General features: G+C 61.2%; 11 protein-coding genes. 7 read left to right on the top strand and 4 right to left on the bottom strand.

What is annotated here, in order from left to right:
• Nucleotides 1–595: 595 nt before the first annotated feature.
• The 4 genes from DDF78_RS06450 to DDF78_RS06435 all read left to right on the top strand — a co-directional run bounded on the left by DDF78_RS06450 (nucleotide 596) and on the right by DDF78_RS06435 (nucleotide 6,571).
• On the top strand, nucleotides 596–2,233 hold the full coding sequence (locus DDF78_RS06450; protein WP_152580930.1) for a peptide ABC transporter substrate-binding protein: 1,638 nt from the start codon (nucleotides 596–598) through the stop codon (nucleotides 2,231–2,233).
• Nucleotides 2,234–2,564: 331 nt separating this feature from the next.
• Nucleotides 2,565–3,491, top strand: coding sequence for an ABC transporter permease (locus DDF78_RS06445; protein ID WP_152580929.1), 927 nt, complete (start codon nucleotides 2,565–2,567; stop codon nucleotides 3,489–3,491).
• Between the two features lie 20 nt (nucleotides 3,492–3,511).
• Complete coding sequence (locus DDF78_RS06440) at nucleotides 3,512–4,498, top strand: ABC transporter permease (RefSeq protein WP_237564582.1); 987 nt, start codon at nucleotides 3,512–3,514, stop codon at nucleotides 4,496–4,498.
• Nucleotides 4,499–4,531: 33 nt separating this feature from the next.
• On the top strand, nucleotides 4,532–6,571 hold the full coding sequence (locus tag DDF78_RS06435) for a dipeptide ABC transporter ATP-binding protein (protein ID WP_152580999.1): 2,040 nt from the start codon (nucleotides 4,532–4,534) through the stop codon (nucleotides 6,569–6,571).
• Between the two features lie 122 nt (nucleotides 6,572–6,693).
• Here the strand turns inward: DDF78_RS06435 and DDF78_RS06430 are convergent, their stop codons facing one another.
• The 3 genes from DDF78_RS06430 to DDF78_RS06420 all read right to left on the bottom strand — a co-directional run bounded on the left by DDF78_RS06430 (nucleotide 6,694) and on the right by DDF78_RS06420 (nucleotide 11,718).
• The gene (locus DDF78_RS06430) at nucleotides 6,694–7,932 is read right to left on the bottom strand and encodes an MFS transporter (protein WP_162000737.1); all 1,239 of its coding nucleotides are present in this window, start codon (nucleotides 7,930–7,932) and stop codon (nucleotides 6,694–6,696) included.
• Nucleotides 7,933–8,040: 108 nt separating this feature from the next.
• Nucleotides 8,041–10,395 (bottom strand): Stk1 family PASTA domain-containing Ser/Thr kinase, encoded by a 2,355-nt coding sequence (locus tag DDF78_RS06425; protein ID WP_152580927.1) that lies wholly within the window; start codon nucleotides 10,393–10,395, stop codon nucleotides 8,041–8,043.
• Between the two features lie 75 nt (nucleotides 10,396–10,470).
• A complete protein-coding gene (locus DDF78_RS06420; RefSeq protein ID WP_152580926.1) occupies nucleotides 10,471–11,718 on the bottom strand; it encodes a polyprenyl synthetase family protein in 1,248 nt (415 codons plus the stop codon).
• Between the two features lie 121 nt (nucleotides 11,719–11,839).
• Here DDF78_RS06420 and DDF78_RS06415 point away from each other — a divergent pair, with 121 nt between their 5' ends.
• The 3 genes from DDF78_RS06415 to DDF78_RS06405 all read left to right on the top strand — a co-directional run bounded on the left by DDF78_RS06415 (nucleotide 11,840) and on the right by DDF78_RS06405 (nucleotide 16,782).
• Nucleotides 11,840–12,643 (top strand): DUF4192 family protein, encoded by an 804-nt coding sequence (locus tag DDF78_RS06415; protein ID WP_162000736.1) that lies wholly within the window; start codon nucleotides 11,840–11,842, stop codon nucleotides 12,641–12,643.
• A gap of 94 nt (nucleotides 12,644–12,737) precedes the next feature.
• The gene (locus DDF78_RS06410; RefSeq protein WP_152580924.1) at nucleotides 12,738–14,321 is read left to right on the top strand and encodes an RNA polymerase sigma factor; all 1,584 of its coding nucleotides are present in this window, start codon (nucleotides 12,738–12,740) and stop codon (nucleotides 14,319–14,321) included.
• A 112-nt stretch (nucleotides 14,322–14,433) separates the two neighbouring features.
• Nucleotides 14,434–16,782: a DNA gyrase/topoisomerase IV subunit B gene (locus tag DDF78_RS06405; protein WP_152580923.1), complete on the top strand. Its 2,349-nt coding sequence runs from the start codon at nucleotides 14,434–14,436 to the stop codon at nucleotides 16,780–16,782.
• A 116-nt stretch (nucleotides 16,783–16,898) separates the two neighbouring features.
• Here DDF78_RS06405 and DDF78_RS06400 read toward each other — a convergent pair whose 3' ends face one another.
• Nucleotides 16,899–18,470: an aspartate ammonia-lyase gene (locus DDF78_RS06400; RefSeq protein ID WP_237564580.1), complete on the bottom strand. Its 1,572-nt coding sequence runs from the start codon at nucleotides 18,468–18,470 to the stop codon at nucleotides 16,899–16,901.
• Nucleotides 18,471–18,574 lie beyond the last annotated feature (104 nt).

Below are 18,574 nucleotides of genomic sequence, written 5' to 3'. Positions count from 1 at the left end.
GGCGCTACAAAACGGTCTGTAAGGCTTCGTTAGCGTCCGGATTGTAGCGTCAGGACGTAGTTAGCGCTACAAAACGGACGCTAAGCATGAAGGTGTGCCTTTGTTCCATCAGCAAGCGGCCTTGTACTGCCAGTTGCTTTGGGAGTACTGGAACGAAAACGACGCTGACGCGCTGCCAGTGGCTTTTTCCTGCCAGTTACCCCGCTGTCTTCAAGTGCATAGAGACGCATAGTGGCACATAGCGCGAGACGTGTTCACCGCGCGTTCAGCCGCGAAACCCCGTGCATTGCCCATAAATTAACGCGTTCGTAACATCAGCGCCGCCGTATTTTCTCCGCAATGCGAGTCCCGGCACCGATTGCCTAAGGCGTCCACATGCTGGAAATATATTGAAATCTCAGTGCACATGCGCTTCATGATCTCTGCGAATATGCCGCGAACACGGCTCTGCGTGGATTTTGCGAGGGCGATTGCAATTTACCGGCATGAGTACAAGAATGGAATGCGATCAGCAGAGAGGTGGGCAGTATGCGGCCTTTTTGCATGAAGCGGGGATGCTTCGGCGTCCTTGCACACTACTGAATAGGAGAAATCTATGAAGAAGAAAGCGCTTGCCCTGGCAGCGGCGGCATTGTCGTTTGCCATGCTGCTGAGCGGCTGCGGCGGCTCAGGCAGTGATGCCGGATCCAAGAGCAACGGCCCGGTCATCATTTCGTCCTACAACACCGAGCCGCAGAATCCGCTGATTCCAGGCAATACCAACGAGGTAGGGGGGGGTAGCGCCATTGACCTGCTCTTCTCCCGCTTGGTGTCCTTCGACGCCAAGGGTGATCCCTCCAACGAGGTCGCCCAGTCCATCACGCCGAGCAATGGCGGCAAGACCTACACCATCAAGATCAAGGACGGCTGGAAATTCACCGACGGCACGCCGGTGACCGCGCAGTCCTTCACCAAGGCGTGGAGCTACACGGCGAACGCGAAGAACGCCTATCTGTGCTCCTCCTTCTTCTCTTCGATCGCGGGCTATGACGCGCTGCAGGATGCCAAGACCCTCAAGGGCGACGAGCAGCTCTCCGGTCTTAAGGTCGTCGACGACCACACTTTCACCGTCGATCTGAACCAGCCCGATGCGACCTTCCCGGTCAAGGTCGGCTACAGCGGCTTCGCGCCGCTTCCGGAGTCCTTCTACAAGGATCCGAAGGCCTTCGGCGAGAACCCGGTCGGCAACGGCCCCTACAAGTTCAAGAAGTGGGACCACAATAAGGTCATCTCCGTTGTCAAGAACCCTGATTACAAGGGCAATGTCAAGGTGGAGAACGATGGCGTCGATCTTGTCGATTACACCAGCACGGATGCCGGCTACGCCGATGTGCAGGGTGGCAATCTCGATGTGATGAACACTGTGCCTGCGGCCGATACCAAGACCTTCAAGACCGATTCCACCGTGCAGGCCTACAGCAAGCCGGGTTCGGTCTTCCAGTCCTTCACCATCCCGTCGAACCTGCCGCATTTCGATACCACGACCAAAGAAGGCGTGCTGCGTCGCCAGGCCATCTCCATGGCTCTGGACCGCAAGACGCTGATCGCCAAGGTCATGAACGGCATCAACACCCCTGCCGTCGAGTTCACCTCGCCGCTCACCCCGGGCTACTCGGACTCGATTCCGGGCAACGAGAACCTCAAGTTCAACAAGTCCAAGGCGCAGGAGCTGTGGAAGCAGGCCGACGCCATCTCCAAGTATGACGGCACGCTCACCTTCTCCTTCAACGCCGATGGCGGCGCCAAGCCGTTCTACGACGCAGTTGTGAACCAGCTGAAGAACAATCTGGGCATCAACGTGGCGACCAGCCCGGTGCCGACCTTCCAGGAGTTCCGTGACGCAATCACCAAGCGCTCCATCAAGGGCGCCTTCCGCACTGGCTGGCAGCCGGACTATCCGTCGCCGGAGAACTACCTCTACCAGCTCTACGATTCCGCTGCTGCTGACGGCAACGGTTCGAACGACGGCGACTACAAGAACCCGAAGTTCGACGAGCTCATGACCAAGGCATACGCCGCGCCTTCCAATGACGCCGCCAACAAGATCTACCAGCAGTCCCAGGAGATCCTCCTCAACGACCTGCCGTCCATTCCGCTGTACTACATGAACAACAACGGTGTGGCCGCGAAGGGCGTCAAGAACTTCGCGATGAACTGGCAGGGTGTTCCTGTCTACGCGCAGATCACCAAGTAACCGATGTCATTGCCGCGTGGCTGACGCTGCGCCTGCTTGGAGCTAGCGCCATCACGCGAGGCATGTGAATTAAGGAATGCGGGGAGAACCAAGTGCAAAGCTTGCGTTCTCCCCGCATTTTGTTTGTGTAATGTTGATTATTGGTTTTCGCCGCTGTAGTCAGGCACCCGAATCGGGCACTCGAATTGTGGTATGACACACAGTTCGATGATTTCGAAACACCCAGCGAACGCTAGGTGCGGTACACTGGCGAAACAAACTTGCTGGCGGTTGCATGGGAGCTTTCGCGCCCTCAATCGCCACAAAGTCATAAGGAAGAATGGAGCAACCGATGGGCAAGTATCTTCTGCGTCGTATCGTGCAGATGATCCCCGTGGTTCTCGGAACGACACTGTTGGTGTACGCGCTTGTCTTCGCCCTGCCGGGAGATCCGGTCAAGGCGATGTTCGGAGACAAGCCGGTCAATCCAGCCGTCGCAGCCCAGATCCGCGCAGAATACAACCTCGACAAGCCGTTCATCGTTCAGTACCTTCTGTTTCTGAAGAACGCGCTGACGCTTGATTTCGGACAGACCTTCGCCGGGCAGCCGGTTATCTCGGAGATAGGGCGGGCATTCCCCGTCACCATCAGGCTCGCGCTGATGGCCTTCGTGTTCGAGGCGATTTTCGGCGTTATTTTCGGCATCATCTCCGGCCTGAAAAAAGGCAAATGGTATGACTCGGTCATCCTTGTCCTCTCCCTGCTGCTGATTTCGGTGCCGACCTTCGTCACCGGCTTCCTCATGCAGTACTTCCTTGGCGTCAAATGGCGCATGCTTCCCGTCACCGCAGGCAATGACCCCGGCTTCCTGGACCTTCTGATGCCTGCTATGGTGCTCGGTTCGGTGTCGATGGCGTATATCATCCGCCTGACGCGCGCCGAGGTCTCCTCGAATCTGTCCGAGGACTATGTGCGCACCGCGCGGGCCAAGGGCATGTCGAACCAGTCTGTGCTGCTGCGCCATGTCTACCGCAATTCGATGATTCCGGTCGTGACCTACTTGGGGCAGGATCTCGGCGCGCTCATGGGCGGCGCGATGATCTCGGAGACCATCTTCAACATCCACGGCATCGGCTACCTGACCTACCAGAGCATCCTGAAAGGCGAAGGCAATCTGGTCGTCTCGATCGTCACCGTGCTCGTGCTCATCTTCGTGATCGCCAATCTGCTCGTGGACTTGCTCTATGCGGCGCTTGACCCCCGCATTCGGTACGTGTGAGACGAGGAGGAACATATATTATGTCTAGCAACATGGCAACAACATCGTCACCAGTTTTCAGCCAATCGTCCGCTCTGCCCGGTCAGGAACGCTATGTGGCTCCGATCGACGAAACGCCGCTGCAGGACGTCGATTCCATCGACGACTCCGCGCCGGCCACCAGCCTATGGCAGGACGCCTGGCGCACGCTGCGCACGAATCCGCTCTTCATCGTTTCCGCGCTGCTGATTCTCTTCATCATCTTCGTGGCGCTGTTCCCCGGCGTTTTCACGAAGCAGAACCCGAACTACTGCAATCTTGACAATTCGCTCAATCCTCCCTCGAACAGCCATCCCTTCGGTTTCGACATGCAGGGCTGCGATGTATTCACCCGCACGGTCTATGGCACGCGCACCTCGCTGAGCGTCGGCATCCTCGCCACGGTGCTGGTTGTGCTGCTCGGCGCGCTTATCGGCGCATTGGCAGGCTTCTTCGGCGGCTGGATCGATGCCGTCCTCAGCCGGCTGACTGATATCTTCTTGGCGCTGCCGATTCTGCTTGGCGCGATCGTGGTGCTGCAGATGTTCCGCACTTCGTCATCAATCTGGAAGATCGTGCTGGTGATGACCCTGTTCGGCTGGGTTTCCACGGCCCGCATCGCGCGCGGCGCGGTGATGGAGGCGAAGAACCTTGAATTCAACACCGCCTCCACGGCGCTGGGCTCGACGCCGATGCGCAATCTGATCAACCACATCATCCCCAACTCCATGGCCCCGATCATCGTGATCGGCACCACTTCGCTGGGCACCTACATCGTGCTTGAGGCCACCTTGAGCTTCCTTGGCGTCGGCCTGCCCTCGACCACCGTGAGCTGGGGCGGCGACATCGCCAACGCGCAGACCATCCTGCGCACCAACCCCTCGGTGCTGTTCTATCCGTCGGCCGCGCTGGCCATCACCGTGCTGGCCTTCATCATGATGGGCGATGCCGTCAAGGACGCGCTGGACCCGAAGAGCCGTACGGCCTGAGCGAGGAGCAAGAGGATAACGATGAGCGCAACAATGAATACGACGAATACGACGGATGCAACGGATGCAACGAGTAGCGAAAGCAAACTCGAAGCCCTGCAGCGCGCGCAGGGACCGTTGCTTGAGGTGAAGAACCTCGAAATCGATTTCACCACGGACAAGAAGCATGCGGTCCACGCCGTGCGCGATTCCTCCTTCAGCGTCTACCCGGGGCAATGGGTGGCCATTGTGGGCGAGTCCGGATCGGGCAAGTCCACTTCCGCGATGGCGGTGCTGGGCCTGCTGCCGGGCACTGGGCATGTGGTCGGCGGCTCGATCAAGTTCGAAGGCCGCGAGCTGACCGGCGCCACGCAGAAGGACTTCGAGCAGCTGCGCGGCGAGAAGATGGGTCTCGTGCCGCAGGACCCGATGAGCAATCTCAACCCTGTCTGGCGCATCGGCGCTCAGGTCAAGGAGTCGCTCAAGGCGAACAATATGGACGTTGCGCATGAGAAGCGCTCCGACCTTGCCAAGGCGCTGGCCGGCGATGAAGTGACAATCAAAAGCGACGACGACGAGACCTTCATCGGTTCGACCGAGCTGCCGGGGCTGTTGCAGGGCGCTTCCGAGGCGTTGGCTCAGGCCGGAGTCGAGGCTGGGAAGGCCGAGGAGCTCGTGAAGGGCTTCGGCCAGAGCTGGGTTCCCGGCTCGCAGACCCGCTGGCGCGTCGCCGATGACCTCATCCATGCCGGCGTCAGCGATGACGCGGCTTGGACGCTCGCCAAGAGCCACGTCACCGGTTCCACGCAGGACGACCGCATCGCAGGGCTGCTCTCGGAGGCCGGTCTGCCGCAGGCCGCAGTGCGCGCCCGGCAGTTCCCGCACGAATTCTCCGGCGGCATGCGCCAGCGCGCGCTGATCGCCATCGGCCTGGCCTGCCGCCCCGATCTGCTGATTGCGGACGAGCCGACCTCGGCGCTTGACGTCACCGTGCAGAAGAAGATCCTCGACCATCTGCATATGCTGACCGACGAGCTGGGCACCGCCGTGCTGTTCATCACGCACGATCTTGGTTTGGCAGCGGAACGCGCCCAGCACATCGTCGTGATGTACAAGGGCCGCGTCGTGGAATCCGGGCCGTCGCTTGAGGTTTTGCAGCACCCGCAGCATCCGTACACCAAGCGGCTGGTTTCCGCAGCGCCGTCCTTGGCCTCGCAGCGCATCATCTCCGCCCATGAGCGTGGAGAGGACGTCGAAGACCTGATGGAGCATCAGGTCAAGGGCGAGAAGGTGCTGGAACGCAGCGAGCACATCATCACCGTCGACCATCTGACCAAGGAGTTCAAGCTCCCGCGCAACAAGGAGATGTTCAAGGCCGTCGATGAAGTGTCGTTCTCGCTCAAGCGCGGCACGACGCTGGCCATCGTGGGCGAGTCCGGCTCGGGCAAGTCCACCGTCGCCAACATGGTCTTGAAGTTGCTCGACCCGACCGAGGGCACCGTCACGTATGAGGGCAAGAACATCGCCGGATTCAAGGGCAAGGAGCTGCTTGACTTCAGGCGTCATGTGCAGCCGGTCTTCCAGAATCCGTACGGCTCGCTCGACCCGACCTACTCCATCTTCCGCTCGATCGAGGAGCCGCTGCGCATCCACGGCATCGGCGACAGAAAGAGCCGTGTGAAGCGCGTGCGCGAGCTGCTTGAATTGGTCGAGATGCCGACTTCGGTGATGCAGCGCTACCCCAACGAGCTGTCGGGCGGCCAGCGCCAGCGCATCGCCATCGCGCGCGCCATGGCCTTGAACCCCGATGTCATCGTCTGCGACGAGGCCGTGTCCGCCTTGGACGTGCTTGTGCAGAATCAGGTGCTCGAACTGCTCAATGACCTGCAGGCTGAGCGCTCGCTGAGCTACCTGTTCATCACCCACGATCTCGCCGTCGTGCGCCAGATCGCCGATGAAGTGGTCGTCATGCAGCAAGGCAAGCTCGTCGAGCACGCCACCACCGACGAGGTCTTCAACCACCCCCAGCAGCAGTACACCCGCGATCTGCTCGACGCCATCCCCGGCGGCAACCTGGCGCTGGGACTGGACTAAGTTAGGGTTCTGGGTTCCAGATTCTGGTTTGGTCTGGGCTAGCTTGGATTGAGGTCTGAGCTAGCCCAGATTGGGTTCGGTTTCAGGCAGCATATGCGCCTGGCTGTATGAGAATGCTCTGATTACCTCATCGCAGATTCCGTTTTAGTTTCGCTGTCATGCATGGTTCGTACTGATGGCAGCAGGAGCGGGGCAAGAGTGAACAGCACTACGATTGCGATGAGGTAGATGAGGGTCTTCGCGCCGCTGGCGTCGTAGGCGGATCCGGTGATAATCACCCCGATGGGGACTGCTACCAGAGATCCGAAGGTGTCCAATGATGACGCTGCGGGCAGGAATCGTCCGGGGACTGAGGTCTGCAGCGCTGTCTGCCAGACGATGGTGAATACTTCGGTTCCGAAGCCGCAGGGGATAAAGGCGACGAAGAGCAGCACAGATGATGGATGCAGCATGAGCGCGATCATGGGGCAGGCCATGAGCAGCGAGCATATGAGGCCAACGACTAACGGGCGCTTGAAAGAGACTTTGGACAGCAGCAGCCCGCCTACCACCATTCCAATGGCCATCGCGCTTAACGCCGTGGACCATCCTGTTTTCCCGATGCTGGTGGATAAGGCGATTTTGAGTCCTGCAACGCTTTGGAATCCTGCGAAGGCGGCGTTGACCACGGCGAAGGAAAGAACAATGCCCCATACCCAAGTGAACGACATCAGCGTTCCTAGGCTAGAGGCGAATGAGACGCGCGCGCTTTTTTCGGTTTTCGAGACGGTCATGTTCATTGGAATTCCGCATAGTGCCGTTGCCGCATACATAGCAGCTGAGACGTAAAGTCCCATAGCCGGATTCCGCTCGGTAACGACAAGTCCTGCGACTACCGGCCCTGCGACCATGGCGCCGCTTCGTAGTATGGCTATCCAGGAATTCGCGCGTCGTAGTTTCTCGGCGGGAGCAATCAGTGGAAGCAAGGATGTGAACAGGGGAAGGGTAAACGCTGCGGACACGCCATTGACCGCCTGAACGATGGCGAACATCGAAGTCGTGATGGAACCGCTGGCGATGAAGAGCGCCGCCGTAATCTGCGATGCCGCTGCGCAGAAACCGGAGATGAGGAAAATCCAGCGTACTGCAATCCTGCCTATGACGAACCCTGCAATCGGCAGCGTTACAGCCATGCCGATCGTTCGTGCGGCAACTACGATGGATAACTGCTTGGCATTGCCTCCCAACGAGAACTGAAAGCAGTAGGCGATGACCAGAGGTGCCATGTATTCGGCGAGCAGACTCACGCCTCTGGAAAAGAAAAAGGCGTATAGCAGATTCTGCCCTTGTGCCGAACGGGAGGAATGGAATCTTTCTTTCAACGTCATCGCCTTCGATCTCGTTGTCTTGTCAGCATGAGCATATTCTACGTTTGTTTTTGCTATGTTGCTATGTTGCCATGAAAGTAGCGACACACAGCCTCCGAAAACTCACACCACGGTGAGCGTGACGACTGTGGTCGTGCCTTTGGCGTCGCGCACGCGCACCTGCTGGCCGGGGGAGGGATCCTGCAGACGCACGGTGTGGGTGATGTCGCCAAGCGGCGCGGAAACCTTGACGCGCAGGCCCAGAGCCTCGATGGTCTTCTTGGCATCCTCGGTCTTCTGCCCACGCACATCGGGAATCGTGACCATTTCAGGGCCTTTGGAGATAACCACATCGACGCTGTCGCCCCAGTGCAGCTGGGTGCCGGCCTTGACGGAGGCCGAAATCACATCGCCGGACGCCACGGTGTCGCTGAATTTCTCGGAGTATTGGGGTTTGAGCTTGGCGTCGTCGAAGGCGGCCTGCGCATCGTCTTTCGAGCGGCCCACCACATCGGGCATGCTCACCGGCATCGGCCCTTTGGACAGCACGATGGTGATTGCCTTGTTGTGGGCCATCGTCGTCCCCGGGTTCGGGCTGATCGAACTGGCGGCGTTCTGTGGCAGATTCAGCGAATATTCGTCCCTTGCCACATCATGCGTGACGTTCGTGAAGCCCGCGCGTTTGAGCGCGGCCATCGGGTCCTTGCCGTTGGCCGAGGACGGATCGAGGATATCGCCGGGAATCGTCGCCTGCTTGATGCCCTGCGAGACGACCACCGTGACCTGGCTGCCGTCTCTCTTATTAACATGGTCTCCGACGTGTTCGGGCCGTGTGGCGATGACTCGGCCTTTGGCAACGGTATCACTGTAGGATTGTGAGATTTGGTAGGGGATGTTCGCCACTTTCAGCGTGCTTTCGTATGGCTGCCAAGCCGCATCAGTGATTGCACAGGGTGTGTTGTCCGAGCAGCTCACATCGCTTGGCCTTGGCATCGTCCAATAGCTGCCGGGGCCGCGCAGATACCACCAGCCCACGCCGCCGCCGGACAGCGCGAGCACGAGCGCCACGACGAGCGCGATGATAAGCGGCTTTCTGCGGCTACTGCTGTGCGTGGCGGGGTCTGTGGCGGGGTTCGGATTGGTGTTCGCAGCGGGGGATTGATCGTCCTGCTGCATGTTGAGGGCCTGCGCACCTTGCATCGGCCTCGCTGGCATCATGCCGATGGTCTGCGTTGCCTGGGTCGCCTGAGCTGCTGGCTGGATGGTCTCGGTGGATGCCCCGTCGTACTGGCTATTGCGGTTATTGCGGTTGTCGGCCTGCCTGATTGCCGGCATCACGCGCGTCGATGTGGGCGATGTGCCCTCTGGCAGCGTGCTGGTCGCCGAAAGATCATTGCCGGAGGGCGAGTCTGCGTTCGTTGCATTCGCCATCGTGCTGGTTGCGCCCGCCATATTCGCATTGCTTCCCGACTGCGAAGGCGGAGTAGGGGGAACCGGCACCGGAGCCGCACCGAGCGGGGTATGAACAGTGTCGGAGACAGCCGTGCCATCTCCTAAGGATTGCGAACCTGCACCGGCAGCGTTGCCGACACGCGCAGGATCCAGCCGATACTGCCACGCCTCCACACCCAAGCCCGTCATGATGCCGCGCAACTCGCCGAGCGCTTCCTGAGCGTTCTCGGGCCGCGCCTGCACCGATCGTGCAGTGAGATGGGCGATGAACTGCGAGACTGCCGCATCAATGCCGGGGCAGGGGCCGGCAAGCGCGGGCACATCCTCGTGCACATGCTTGAACACGAGCGTCACAGGATTATCAGAAGTGAAAGGAACTTCGCCGGCAAGCATCTCCCAGGCCATGATGCCCACCGAGTACAGGTCGCCCTGCGCGGTGGCCTGATTGTGCTCGATCATCTCCGGCGCAAGATAGGCGGCGGTGCCCAGCAGCATGCCGGTGGAGGACAGCGTGGCCTGCGACGCGGCCCGAGCCAGGCCGAAATCGGTGATCTGCACATGGCCTCGGTCGTTGAGCAGGATGTTCTCCGGCTTGATATCGCGGTGGACTACGCCGGCGCGATGTGCCGCCGCAAGCCCGTCAAGCGTCTCGGCGATGATGCGCAGCGTCTCGCGCACGCTGAAAGTGCCTTGCGTGTCCATTTCGTGACGCAGATTGACGCCGTGGACGTACTCCATCACCAGACAGGCGAGACCTTCGTATTCGCCGGTGTCGTAGACCTGCACGATATGGGCGTTCGCGATGGCGGCAGCCGATTTGGCCTCGCGGTGGAAGCGCTCGACGAACTGGTCGCGATGCGGACCCTTGGCCAGCTGCGTGTGCATGACCTTGATGGCGACGGTGCGTTCGAGCCGCTCGTCAAGCGCCTGATAGACCGTGGCCATGCCGCCGTCGGCGATTTTGCGCACGATGCGATAGCGTCCCTCGATCAGCTGCCCCTCGGGCGCGTGTGCGGCTTCAGTCATGGCGGTGTGCGCTTAATCCCTTGTTCTTCATGGATGTCTTCATGGGTGATGTGAAAATAATCACCCGAGTCAAGTCTACATGCGCATGCGTGTCGTGCGTTGGCTTTGCGGCAGCAGATGCGAGCAGCCTTCGATCAGGATGCTCGCGGCGCAAGCTTTGGCACGGGGGAATGTGCTGTCGTTATCGCTGTCGTTATCGCTGGCGTCGCTGACGTTGCCGGCACCGGTGACGTCAGCAATGATGCTTTCCGCGATGTCGTCAACGGCGCTGTCGATGGCGGCGAAGGCCAGGCTGCGCTGCTCGGCGATGCGCTGTTCGGACTGTACCAGAGCGCCGGTGCGCTCGAACAAGGCGATTGTTTCCCGCACCTCGGCGTCGGTGCGGCACGGCGCTCCGTAGATGGCGACGAGTCGGGCGCGGTCGGCGGGATTGGCGCGCTGCAGCGCATCGGCCAGCAGCACCGTGTGCTTGCCCTCGCGGATGTCGCCGCCAACTGGTTTGCCGGAGGAACGGCTCGAACCCTGCACGTCGATCAGATCGTCAGCGAGCTGGAAGGCGATTCCCAGTGGCTCGCCAATGCGCACGGCATGGCGATGCGATCGCTCAGGAGTCAGCCCCGCCGCCAGAAAGCCCAACTCAAGCGGAGCGATGGCGGTATAGCTGGCGGTTTTCCAACGGAACACTTCCAGCGATGCGGCTGCGAGCCGGGCCGGGTCATCGAGCGCAATTTCCTCGGCGGACAGATCGAGCACTTGCCCGTACGCGACATTACGCTGCATGGCGAGGAACACGCGTAGGCCCTCCACTTGATTGTGCAGCATGCCCAAAGCCTCCTGCGCAACATGCGCGCTCAGCGTGGCAAGCGTGTTGCCCAGCATGATGGCGAGCCCGGTGCCGATGCGCGTGTCGCCTGATGCCGCTTCCAATGCCTTGTGCGCGCTCGGCTCGCCGCGGCGCAGATCGGAATCGTCGATGATGTCGTCATGGATAAGCGCCGAGGTCTGGTAGATTTCCACGGCCGCAGCGAGATCGACCATCGCAATGCGTGCCGAAACATTGGCAGATTTGGGGTTTTCCGGATTGCCTTGCTGTATTGCTTGTGCCGCGTCGAAGGCCGACAATGCCAGCAATGCGCGCAGCCGCTTGCCGCCGGCATTCGATGCGGCCGCCTGCGCACGCACCGCCGGCATCAGGCCGCTATAGCCGTCGAACTGGGTGGAATGGCTGGACCGGGTGGACTGGGTGAATTGTGGAGCAATCCAGGCTTCCGTCAATTCGCCAATACGGGACTCAAGGGTGCGCAAATCATGATCCGTGCTCATGTATATGAGTTATCCACAGCGTGCTGACAAAACAAGAATGGCGTCATTGCAAGGCCTACAACCATTTATCCACATTACCCGGATTGGCTTGCGCTGCGGATGCGCGCTCCAGCATAGTGGAATGACCGGCTGCGATTCCAAGCGACCGGCTGCCAGCGGCTTCGTTGCGATGGAGTTGTTTGGCGGGCATGAGACACGGCATGAGCATAAGGAGGAGATTATGGATAGCGATACGGTGACGCTTGCTGGCGCGGATGCGCGCGTTGGCGCGGGCAAACCGAAGACCTCGAACGAACCGAAAGGCAAGGAGAGCGCCGAAGACACGGGCTGCGAGGCTCTGGCCAAGCGCTTTCGCAAGCAGCGCGGGGAAAACGGCATTGCGCAGGCCGATGCCGCATGGGTCGAACAGCCGTTTGCGGCGTGGCTGCGGTGCCTGGACGAAGAAGGGCCGTGCCCAGGCATGCAGGATCTGGAGGCGCTGGCCGTTGGCATGGCCGAGGCGCTTGCGATTAGGGACGCGCTGATCGTCTCGCTGGTGGCGGGACGCGGGCAGTGCGATATGCACCGTATGGTCGCGTTCGCCTCCCATCCGCACGATCCGCGCAATGCCCGCAGCATGTATCGCCTGCTGCGCACCGCCTTCGAAGACGAGCACGCCGAGCTTGACAGGCGACGCTGCCATGCCGGCATCGCGATGATGCGTGACACGGCCGATGCCGTTCCTGGGCGCTTCAAGGTGCAGCCGCTGGCCGTCGCCGGGTATATCCTATGGTGGATGGGTGAGGCCAGAGCGCTCGAATATGCGTTGCGCGCCTTGGGATTGGATCAGGGCTGTACGCTGGCAGCGATTGTCTGCTCCGCGCTGGAACACGGGATAGGTCCTGCAAACAGCGGGGAACGGCGAGTTCGGGGCAGACCGTCGTGAAAAGAATGGGCGGGTCGCGGGAATAATCGTCCGTGCGAGGTGGTTAACTCCAATAGTTGACGATTTGCCCTTGCCAGAAGTGCGCCTTTGTGCTATGCGCGTTCTGGCAGGATCACTCAGGAGGATAAGTTTGGCCACGAAGGAAACGACGGCGATCACGGAACAGGCTGACCAGGCTACCGGCAGCGCCTCCTCGAAGCAGGCAGCGCCGCAGCGTCCGACTTCCAAAACGGATGGCTCCAAGACGAGCAGTGCCGCCGCTACGACGAAGAAGACTGCTGCAAAGACCAGCGCCGCAAAGACCACTGCGAAGACCGCTTCCAGCAAGTCGAAAGCCACCTCTACGGCCGCTGCGAAGAAGGCGGCTGCGAGCAAGTCTTCGGCGAAGAAGAGCCCGGCCAAGTCAGCCTCACCGGCGGCATCCCGCAGCACCCATGACGACGACGAGGTTCTGGACAAGGATCACATCGACGACGAGGACGTTGAGGATATGGACGCCATCGATGCTGATGATGTCGACGACGATCAGCTCGATGATGACGTTGATAGCGATGACGACAACGACGATGCGGATGATGACGCTGACAGCGACGATTTCGACGATGCCGGCGAGGATGACCATGACGACGGCGAGGAGGAAAAGAAGCACGCCGAAGAGCCGGTGGTTCCCAAGGCCAAGGGCGTCTTCGTGGTGCGTGACGACGACGATGACGAGAATCTGACGCCTTCGGGCAACCCGAAGCGTCGCGTGGTTGCGGCCGGCGCCACAGCCGACCCGGTCAAGGACTACCTCAAGCAGATCGGCCGCGTGAGTCTGCTCAATGCCGAACAGGAGGTCGATCTTTCCGAGCGCATCGAGGCCGGCCTCTACGCCCAGCATCTGCTCGACAGCGAAGGCGAGGGCATGGAATTCCGCCGCAAGCGCGAACTCAAATGGGCGGCGAACGACGGCAAGAAGGCCAAGGACCACCTCCTTGAAGCAAACCTGCGACTCGTGGTCTCGCTAGCCAAGCGCTACACCGGCCGCGGCATGCTCTTCCTCGATCTGATCCAGGAAGGCAATCTGGGCCTCATCCGCGCCGTCGAGAAGTTCGACTGGAAGAAGGGATTCAAGTTCTCGACCTACGCCACCTGGTGGATTCGCCAGGCCATCACCCGCGCCATGGCCGATCAGGCGCGCACGATTCGCGTGCCCGTGCACATGGTCGAGGTCATCAACAAGCTTTCGCGTGTCCAGCGCCAGATGCTGCAGGATCTCGGGCGTGAGCCCACGCCGGACGAGCTGGCCCGCGAGCTCGACATGCCGGTCGAAAAGGTGCAGGAGGTACAGAAATACGGCCGCGAGCCGATTTCGCTGCACACCCCGCTCGGCGAGGATGGCGACTCCGAATTCGGCGATCTGATCGAAGACACCGACGCGATTGCCCCCTCGGACGCTGTGGCCTTCTCCCTGCTGCAGGAGCAGTTCAAGCAGGTGCTCGAAACCCTGTCGCCCCGCGAGGCGGGCGTCATCAAGATGCGTTACGGCCTTGAAGATGGCCAGCCCAAGACGCTCGATGATATCGGGCGCGTCTACGGCGTGACTCGTGAACGCATCCGTCAGATTGAATCGAAGACCATGTCGAAGCTGCGCCACCCCTCGCGTTCGCAGACGCTGCGTGACTTCCTCGATCAGTGATTCGGTCGTCGGAGCAATATATAGCGCTGGGGTGATGCCCTGTGGTTCAGGCTCTTCCCGCCGTCAGCTGGCGACGAGAAGAGCTTTTCGTTGGGTGAATTGAGGAGAATAAGTGGCTGAGGATTACAGCGCCAAGAACCTGTCGGTGCTCGAAGGCCTGGACGCCGTGCGCAAGCGCCCCGGCATGTACATCGGTACGACCGACAGCCAGGGGCTTATGCACTGCCTGTGGGAGATAATCGACAACGCGGTGGACGAGGCGCTGGCGGGCGCGTGCAGCCACATCACCGTCACGCTGCACGACGACGGCTCTATCGAAGTGGCCGACAACGGCCGCGGCATTCCCGTCGACGTGGAGCCGAAAACCAAGCTCACCGGCGTCGAAGTCGTGCTCACCAAGCTGCACGCCGGCGCGAAATTCGGCAACGACTCCTACAACGCCGCCGGAGGTCTGCACGGCGTGGGCTCCTCGGTGGTCAACGCGCTCAGCTCCCGGCTGGACGTCGAAGTCGACCGCAACGGCAAGACCTATCATATGGCGTTCCACCAAGGGCATCCGGGCATCTACAAAGACGCCAATCCGCAGCAGCCTTCGCCGGATGCGCCTTTCAAGCGCACAAGGAAGAACAAGCCTACCGAGCTCGAAATCATCGGCAAGGTCAGCCCGCGCACCACCGGCACGCGCGTGCGCTACTGGGCTGATCCCGAGATATTCAACGACACCGCCGAATTCAGCTACGACCTGCTCATCGACCGCGTGCGCCAGACCAGCTTCCTCGTGCCGGGCCTCAAGATCACTGTCGTTGACGAGCATATTCTCGAAACCGGCGATGCCGACGTTGACGATCTGCTGGAAGTCGATGCCGAATCGGCGGCTGCAGACGCTGAGAACGTTGGGAATGCTGAGGCTACGGCAGCCGACGGGGCTACCGACGATGACGATGACGATGACGGATTCGAGTCTGAGATTTTTGCGCCTTCCGCATCTGCACAGGGCGACTCGGCGCCCGCGGCGGCTGCAGCGCCGGTCTCCGTCGCTTCGCTGGTCGTCACCCAATCAGGCGGCCATACCCACCGGCGCGTAGAGGAATTCCTGCATACCGGCGGGGTCAAGGACTTCGTCGATTATCTTTCGCACGGCGAACCCGTGTGCGGCATCTGGCATATCACCGGCAGCGCGACCTACAACGAGGAAACGCAGGCCGTGGACGAGAATGGCGAACTACACGCGCAGAAAGTCACGCGCGATTGCGGCGTCGATATCGCGCTGCGCTGGATCAACGGCTATGACACGACGCTGCGCAGCTTCGTGAACGTCGTGGAGACTCCGGGCGGCGGCATGCATGTCGACGGCTTCCTGCAAAGCCTGACCAAGCAGATTCGCAAGGCCGTGGAAGACAACGCCCGCAAGCTCAAAGTCAATCTCAAGGATGCCAGCACCCGCGTCGAGCGCGACGACATCCTCGCCGGGCTCGTGGCCGTCGTCACCGTGCGTATCGCGGAACCGCAGTTCCAAGGCCAGACCAAGGATGTGCTCGGCACAGCGGCGGTGCGCGGCATCGTCTCGCGCATGACCGACAAGCAGTTCGGCGAGATGATCGCCGGCTCCAAACGCGGCTACAAAGAGCAGTCAGCCCGCGTGCTTGAGAAGATCACCAGCGAAATGCATGCGCGCATCCAGGCACGCAAGACCAAAGAAGTCACGCGGCGCAAGAACGCGCTCGAATCCGCCTCCATGCCGCCCAAGCTCTCCGACTGCCAGCCGGGCAACGACGACGTGGCTGAGCTGTTCATCGTCGAGGGCGATTCCGCGCTCGGCACCGCCAAGGCCGCTCGTAATTCGAGCTTCCAGGCGCTGCTGCCCATTCGTGGCAAGATCCTGAACGTGCAGAAGGCCTCACTCGCGCAGATTCTCGCGAACAAGGAATGCGCGGCGATCATCCAGGTCGTCGGCGCGGGCTCGGGGCCGAACTTCGACATCGAACAGGCCCGATACAACAAAATCGTCATGATGACCGATGCTGACGTGGACGGCGCGCATATCCGCACGCTGCTGCTGACGCTGTTCTACCGCTATATGCGCCCGCTGATCGAATTCGGCCATGTCTATGCCGCCGTACCGCCGCTGCATCGCATCGCGCTGACCGGCAAGCGCAAAGGCGAGTACATCTACACCTATTCAGACGACGAGCTGGCCGGCAGACTTGACGAGCTGACCCGCCAGCACATCGATTTCAACAGCGAAGTGCAGCGCTACAAGGGCTTAGGCGAGATGGATGCCGACCAGTTGGCCGACACCACGATGGACCCGCGCACGCGTATGCTGCGGCGCATCCGCATGGAGGACGCAGCGCACGCCAGCGACGTCTTCGAGCTGCTTATGGGCGACGAAGTGCCGCCGCGCAAGCAGTTCATCATCGAGAACGCCGACGACTTCGACCGCTCGCGCATCGATACCTGAGTACTTGAGTGGCATCGGCGTGTACAGAAGCTCTACGGAGAAGGGCGTGCAGCCCCCGGCACCTTCATGCTATGCCTGCATGCCGGCTGTGTTTGTTTGGTTGGGTTTTATTTGCTTTATTGGCGTCGTTCGCGGCAGGTCTGCCCGAGTCTGCGTGACAGGGCGATCGGGTCGAGCAGATCGTCGAGTTCGGCGTCGGGCAGCTGGGTGCGCTCGCCGGCTATCTGCCGCACGGTTGTGTGCTCGCGCATAGCCTCTTGCGCGATTTGCGCGGCCCGCTCGTAGCCGATGGAAGCGTTCAGTGATGCGGATATCGAAGGGGAGGACTGTGCGTGCAGCAGGCCTGCGGCGACGTTGATGGTGATGCCGTCCACGCAGTTGGCTTTGAACATATGCATCGCGTTGTCGAGCAGCTCCATGCCGTCGAGCAGCGAGTGAACGATGACCGGGTCGAAGGCGTTGAGCTGCAGTTGGGCCTCGGAGGATGCCCAGGTGACGGTGGTGTCCATGCCGAAGATCCTGAAGCAGCATTGGTCGACGCATTCGGGGATGACCGGATTGATCTTGCCGGGCATGATGCTGCTGCCGGCCTGGCGGGCGGGCACGTCCAGCTCGTTGAAGCCGTCGCGCGGCCCCGAGTTGAGCAGGCGCAGGTCGTCGGCGGCCTTCTTGAGATGGACCGCGAGGTTCTTGAGCGCGCCTGAGAGCGTGATGTACATGCTCATGTCGGTGGTGGCGCTGATAGGGTCGGGCGCGGCGGTTATCGGCAGCCCGGTGTCCTCGGCCAGTCGGGCGGTTGCAGTCTGGCGGAAGTGCAGATCGGCGCAGATGCCGGTGCCTACGGCGGTGGCGCCCAGGTTGAGCTCGCTCAGCTGGGGGATGAGGGATTCCAGGGTGAGCCAGTCGCTTTTCAGGAAGCTGGCGAAGGCGTGGAACTCCTGGCCGAAGGTCATTGGCACGGCGTCCTGCAGTTGAGTGCGGCCGATGGTCACGTCGTTGATATGCCGATCGGCGAGGTCGTGGAAGGACTTGGCTAGGGTCTTGCAGGCGATGGCTAGGGGTTTGATCTCGCTGATGAGTGCGAGCTTGGCGGCGGCGGGGTAGGTGTCGTTGGTCGACTGAGACTTGTTGACGTCGTCGTTGGGGTGGATAAACGTGTAGTCGCCCTTGGCGTGCCCGCCGAGTTCCAAAGCCCGGTTAGCGACCACCTCGTTCGTGTTCATGTTCAGCGAGGTACCGGCCCCGCCCTGCAGCTGGTCGATGGGGAACTGGCCGGCCAGGGCGCCGCCCTCGATCTCCAGACAGGCCGCGACGATGAGCCGCGCCTTGCCCTCGTCGAGCAGCCCGAGCTGCGCATTGGCCTGGGCGCAGGCGCGCTTGACGGTGGCATAGGCCTTGACCAGCTGCGGGTGGCCCGCGTCCGGGCGCCCCGAGACGGTGAAGTTGCGCGTGGCGCGCAGCGTGTGGATGCCCCAATAGGCGTCGGTTGGTACGTCGAGCTCGCCTATGCAGTCGTGCTCGCGGCGCGTGAGGCGCTGGGTCTGCGGCGCATCAGCTGTGCTGGCTGAGACCAGCTGAGTCTGTACGGTCGGTTGCGTGGACGATTGTACGATTGCCTGGGCGGCCTTGTGGGCGCCTAGCGTTTCGGTTGTGGATGTTGGCTGGTAGGACATTGTTTGGTCTGCCATAATGGGCACCTTCCATCGTTGTTGCCGCAATCAATCATCGCGAATTATGTTACGAAACATCGCATCGGCGCGGTGTGTTGCGTTATGAGGGGATACGCGTGTCG

The organism is Bifidobacterium tibiigranuli (genome assembly GCF_009371885.1).
Taxonomy (GTDB): Bacteria; Actinomycetota; Actinomycetes; order Actinomycetales; family Bifidobacteriaceae; genus Bifidobacterium; species Bifidobacterium tibiigranuli.
The sequence above is the reverse complement of the archived record's forward strand: the minus strand, read 5'-3'. Positions and strand labels throughout refer to the sequence as shown.

Excerpts from the sequence above, each read along its gene's own strand:
- DDF78_RS06450 (WP_152580930.1), top strand. The coding sequence starts at position 596 with ATGAAGAAGAAAGCGCTTGCCCTGGCAGCGGCGGCATTGTCGTTTGCC.
- DDF78_RS06420 (WP_152580926.1), bottom strand. The coding sequence starts at position 11,718 with ATGAGCACGGATCATGATTTGCGCACCCTTGAGTCCCGTATTGGCGAA.
- DDF78_RS06440 (WP_237564582.1), top strand. The coding sequence starts at position 3,512 with ATGTCTAGCAACATGGCAACAACATCGTCACCAGTTTTCAGCCAATCG.
- DDF78_RS06445 (WP_152580929.1), top strand. The coding sequence starts at position 2,565 with ATGGGCAAGTATCTTCTGCGTCGTATCGTGCAGATGATCCCCGTGGTT.
- DDF78_RS06400 (WP_237564580.1), bottom strand. The coding sequence starts at position 18,470 with ATGGCAGACCAAACAATGTCCTACCAGCCAACATCCACAACCGAAACG.
- DDF78_RS06425 (WP_152580927.1), bottom strand. The coding sequence starts at position 10,395 with ATGACTGAAGCCGCACACGCGCCCGAGGGGCAGCTGATCGAGGGACGC.
- DDF78_RS06410 (WP_152580924.1), top strand. The coding sequence starts at position 12,738 with ATGCGCGTTCTGGCAGGATCACTCAGGAGGATAAGTTTGGCCACGAAG.
- DDF78_RS06435 (WP_152580999.1), top strand. The coding sequence starts at position 4,532 with ATGAATACGACGAATACGACGGATGCAACGGATGCAACGAGTAGCGAA.
- DDF78_RS06415 (WP_162000736.1), top strand. The coding sequence starts at position 11,840 with ATGACCGGCTGCGATTCCAAGCGACCGGCTGCCAGCGGCTTCGTTGCG.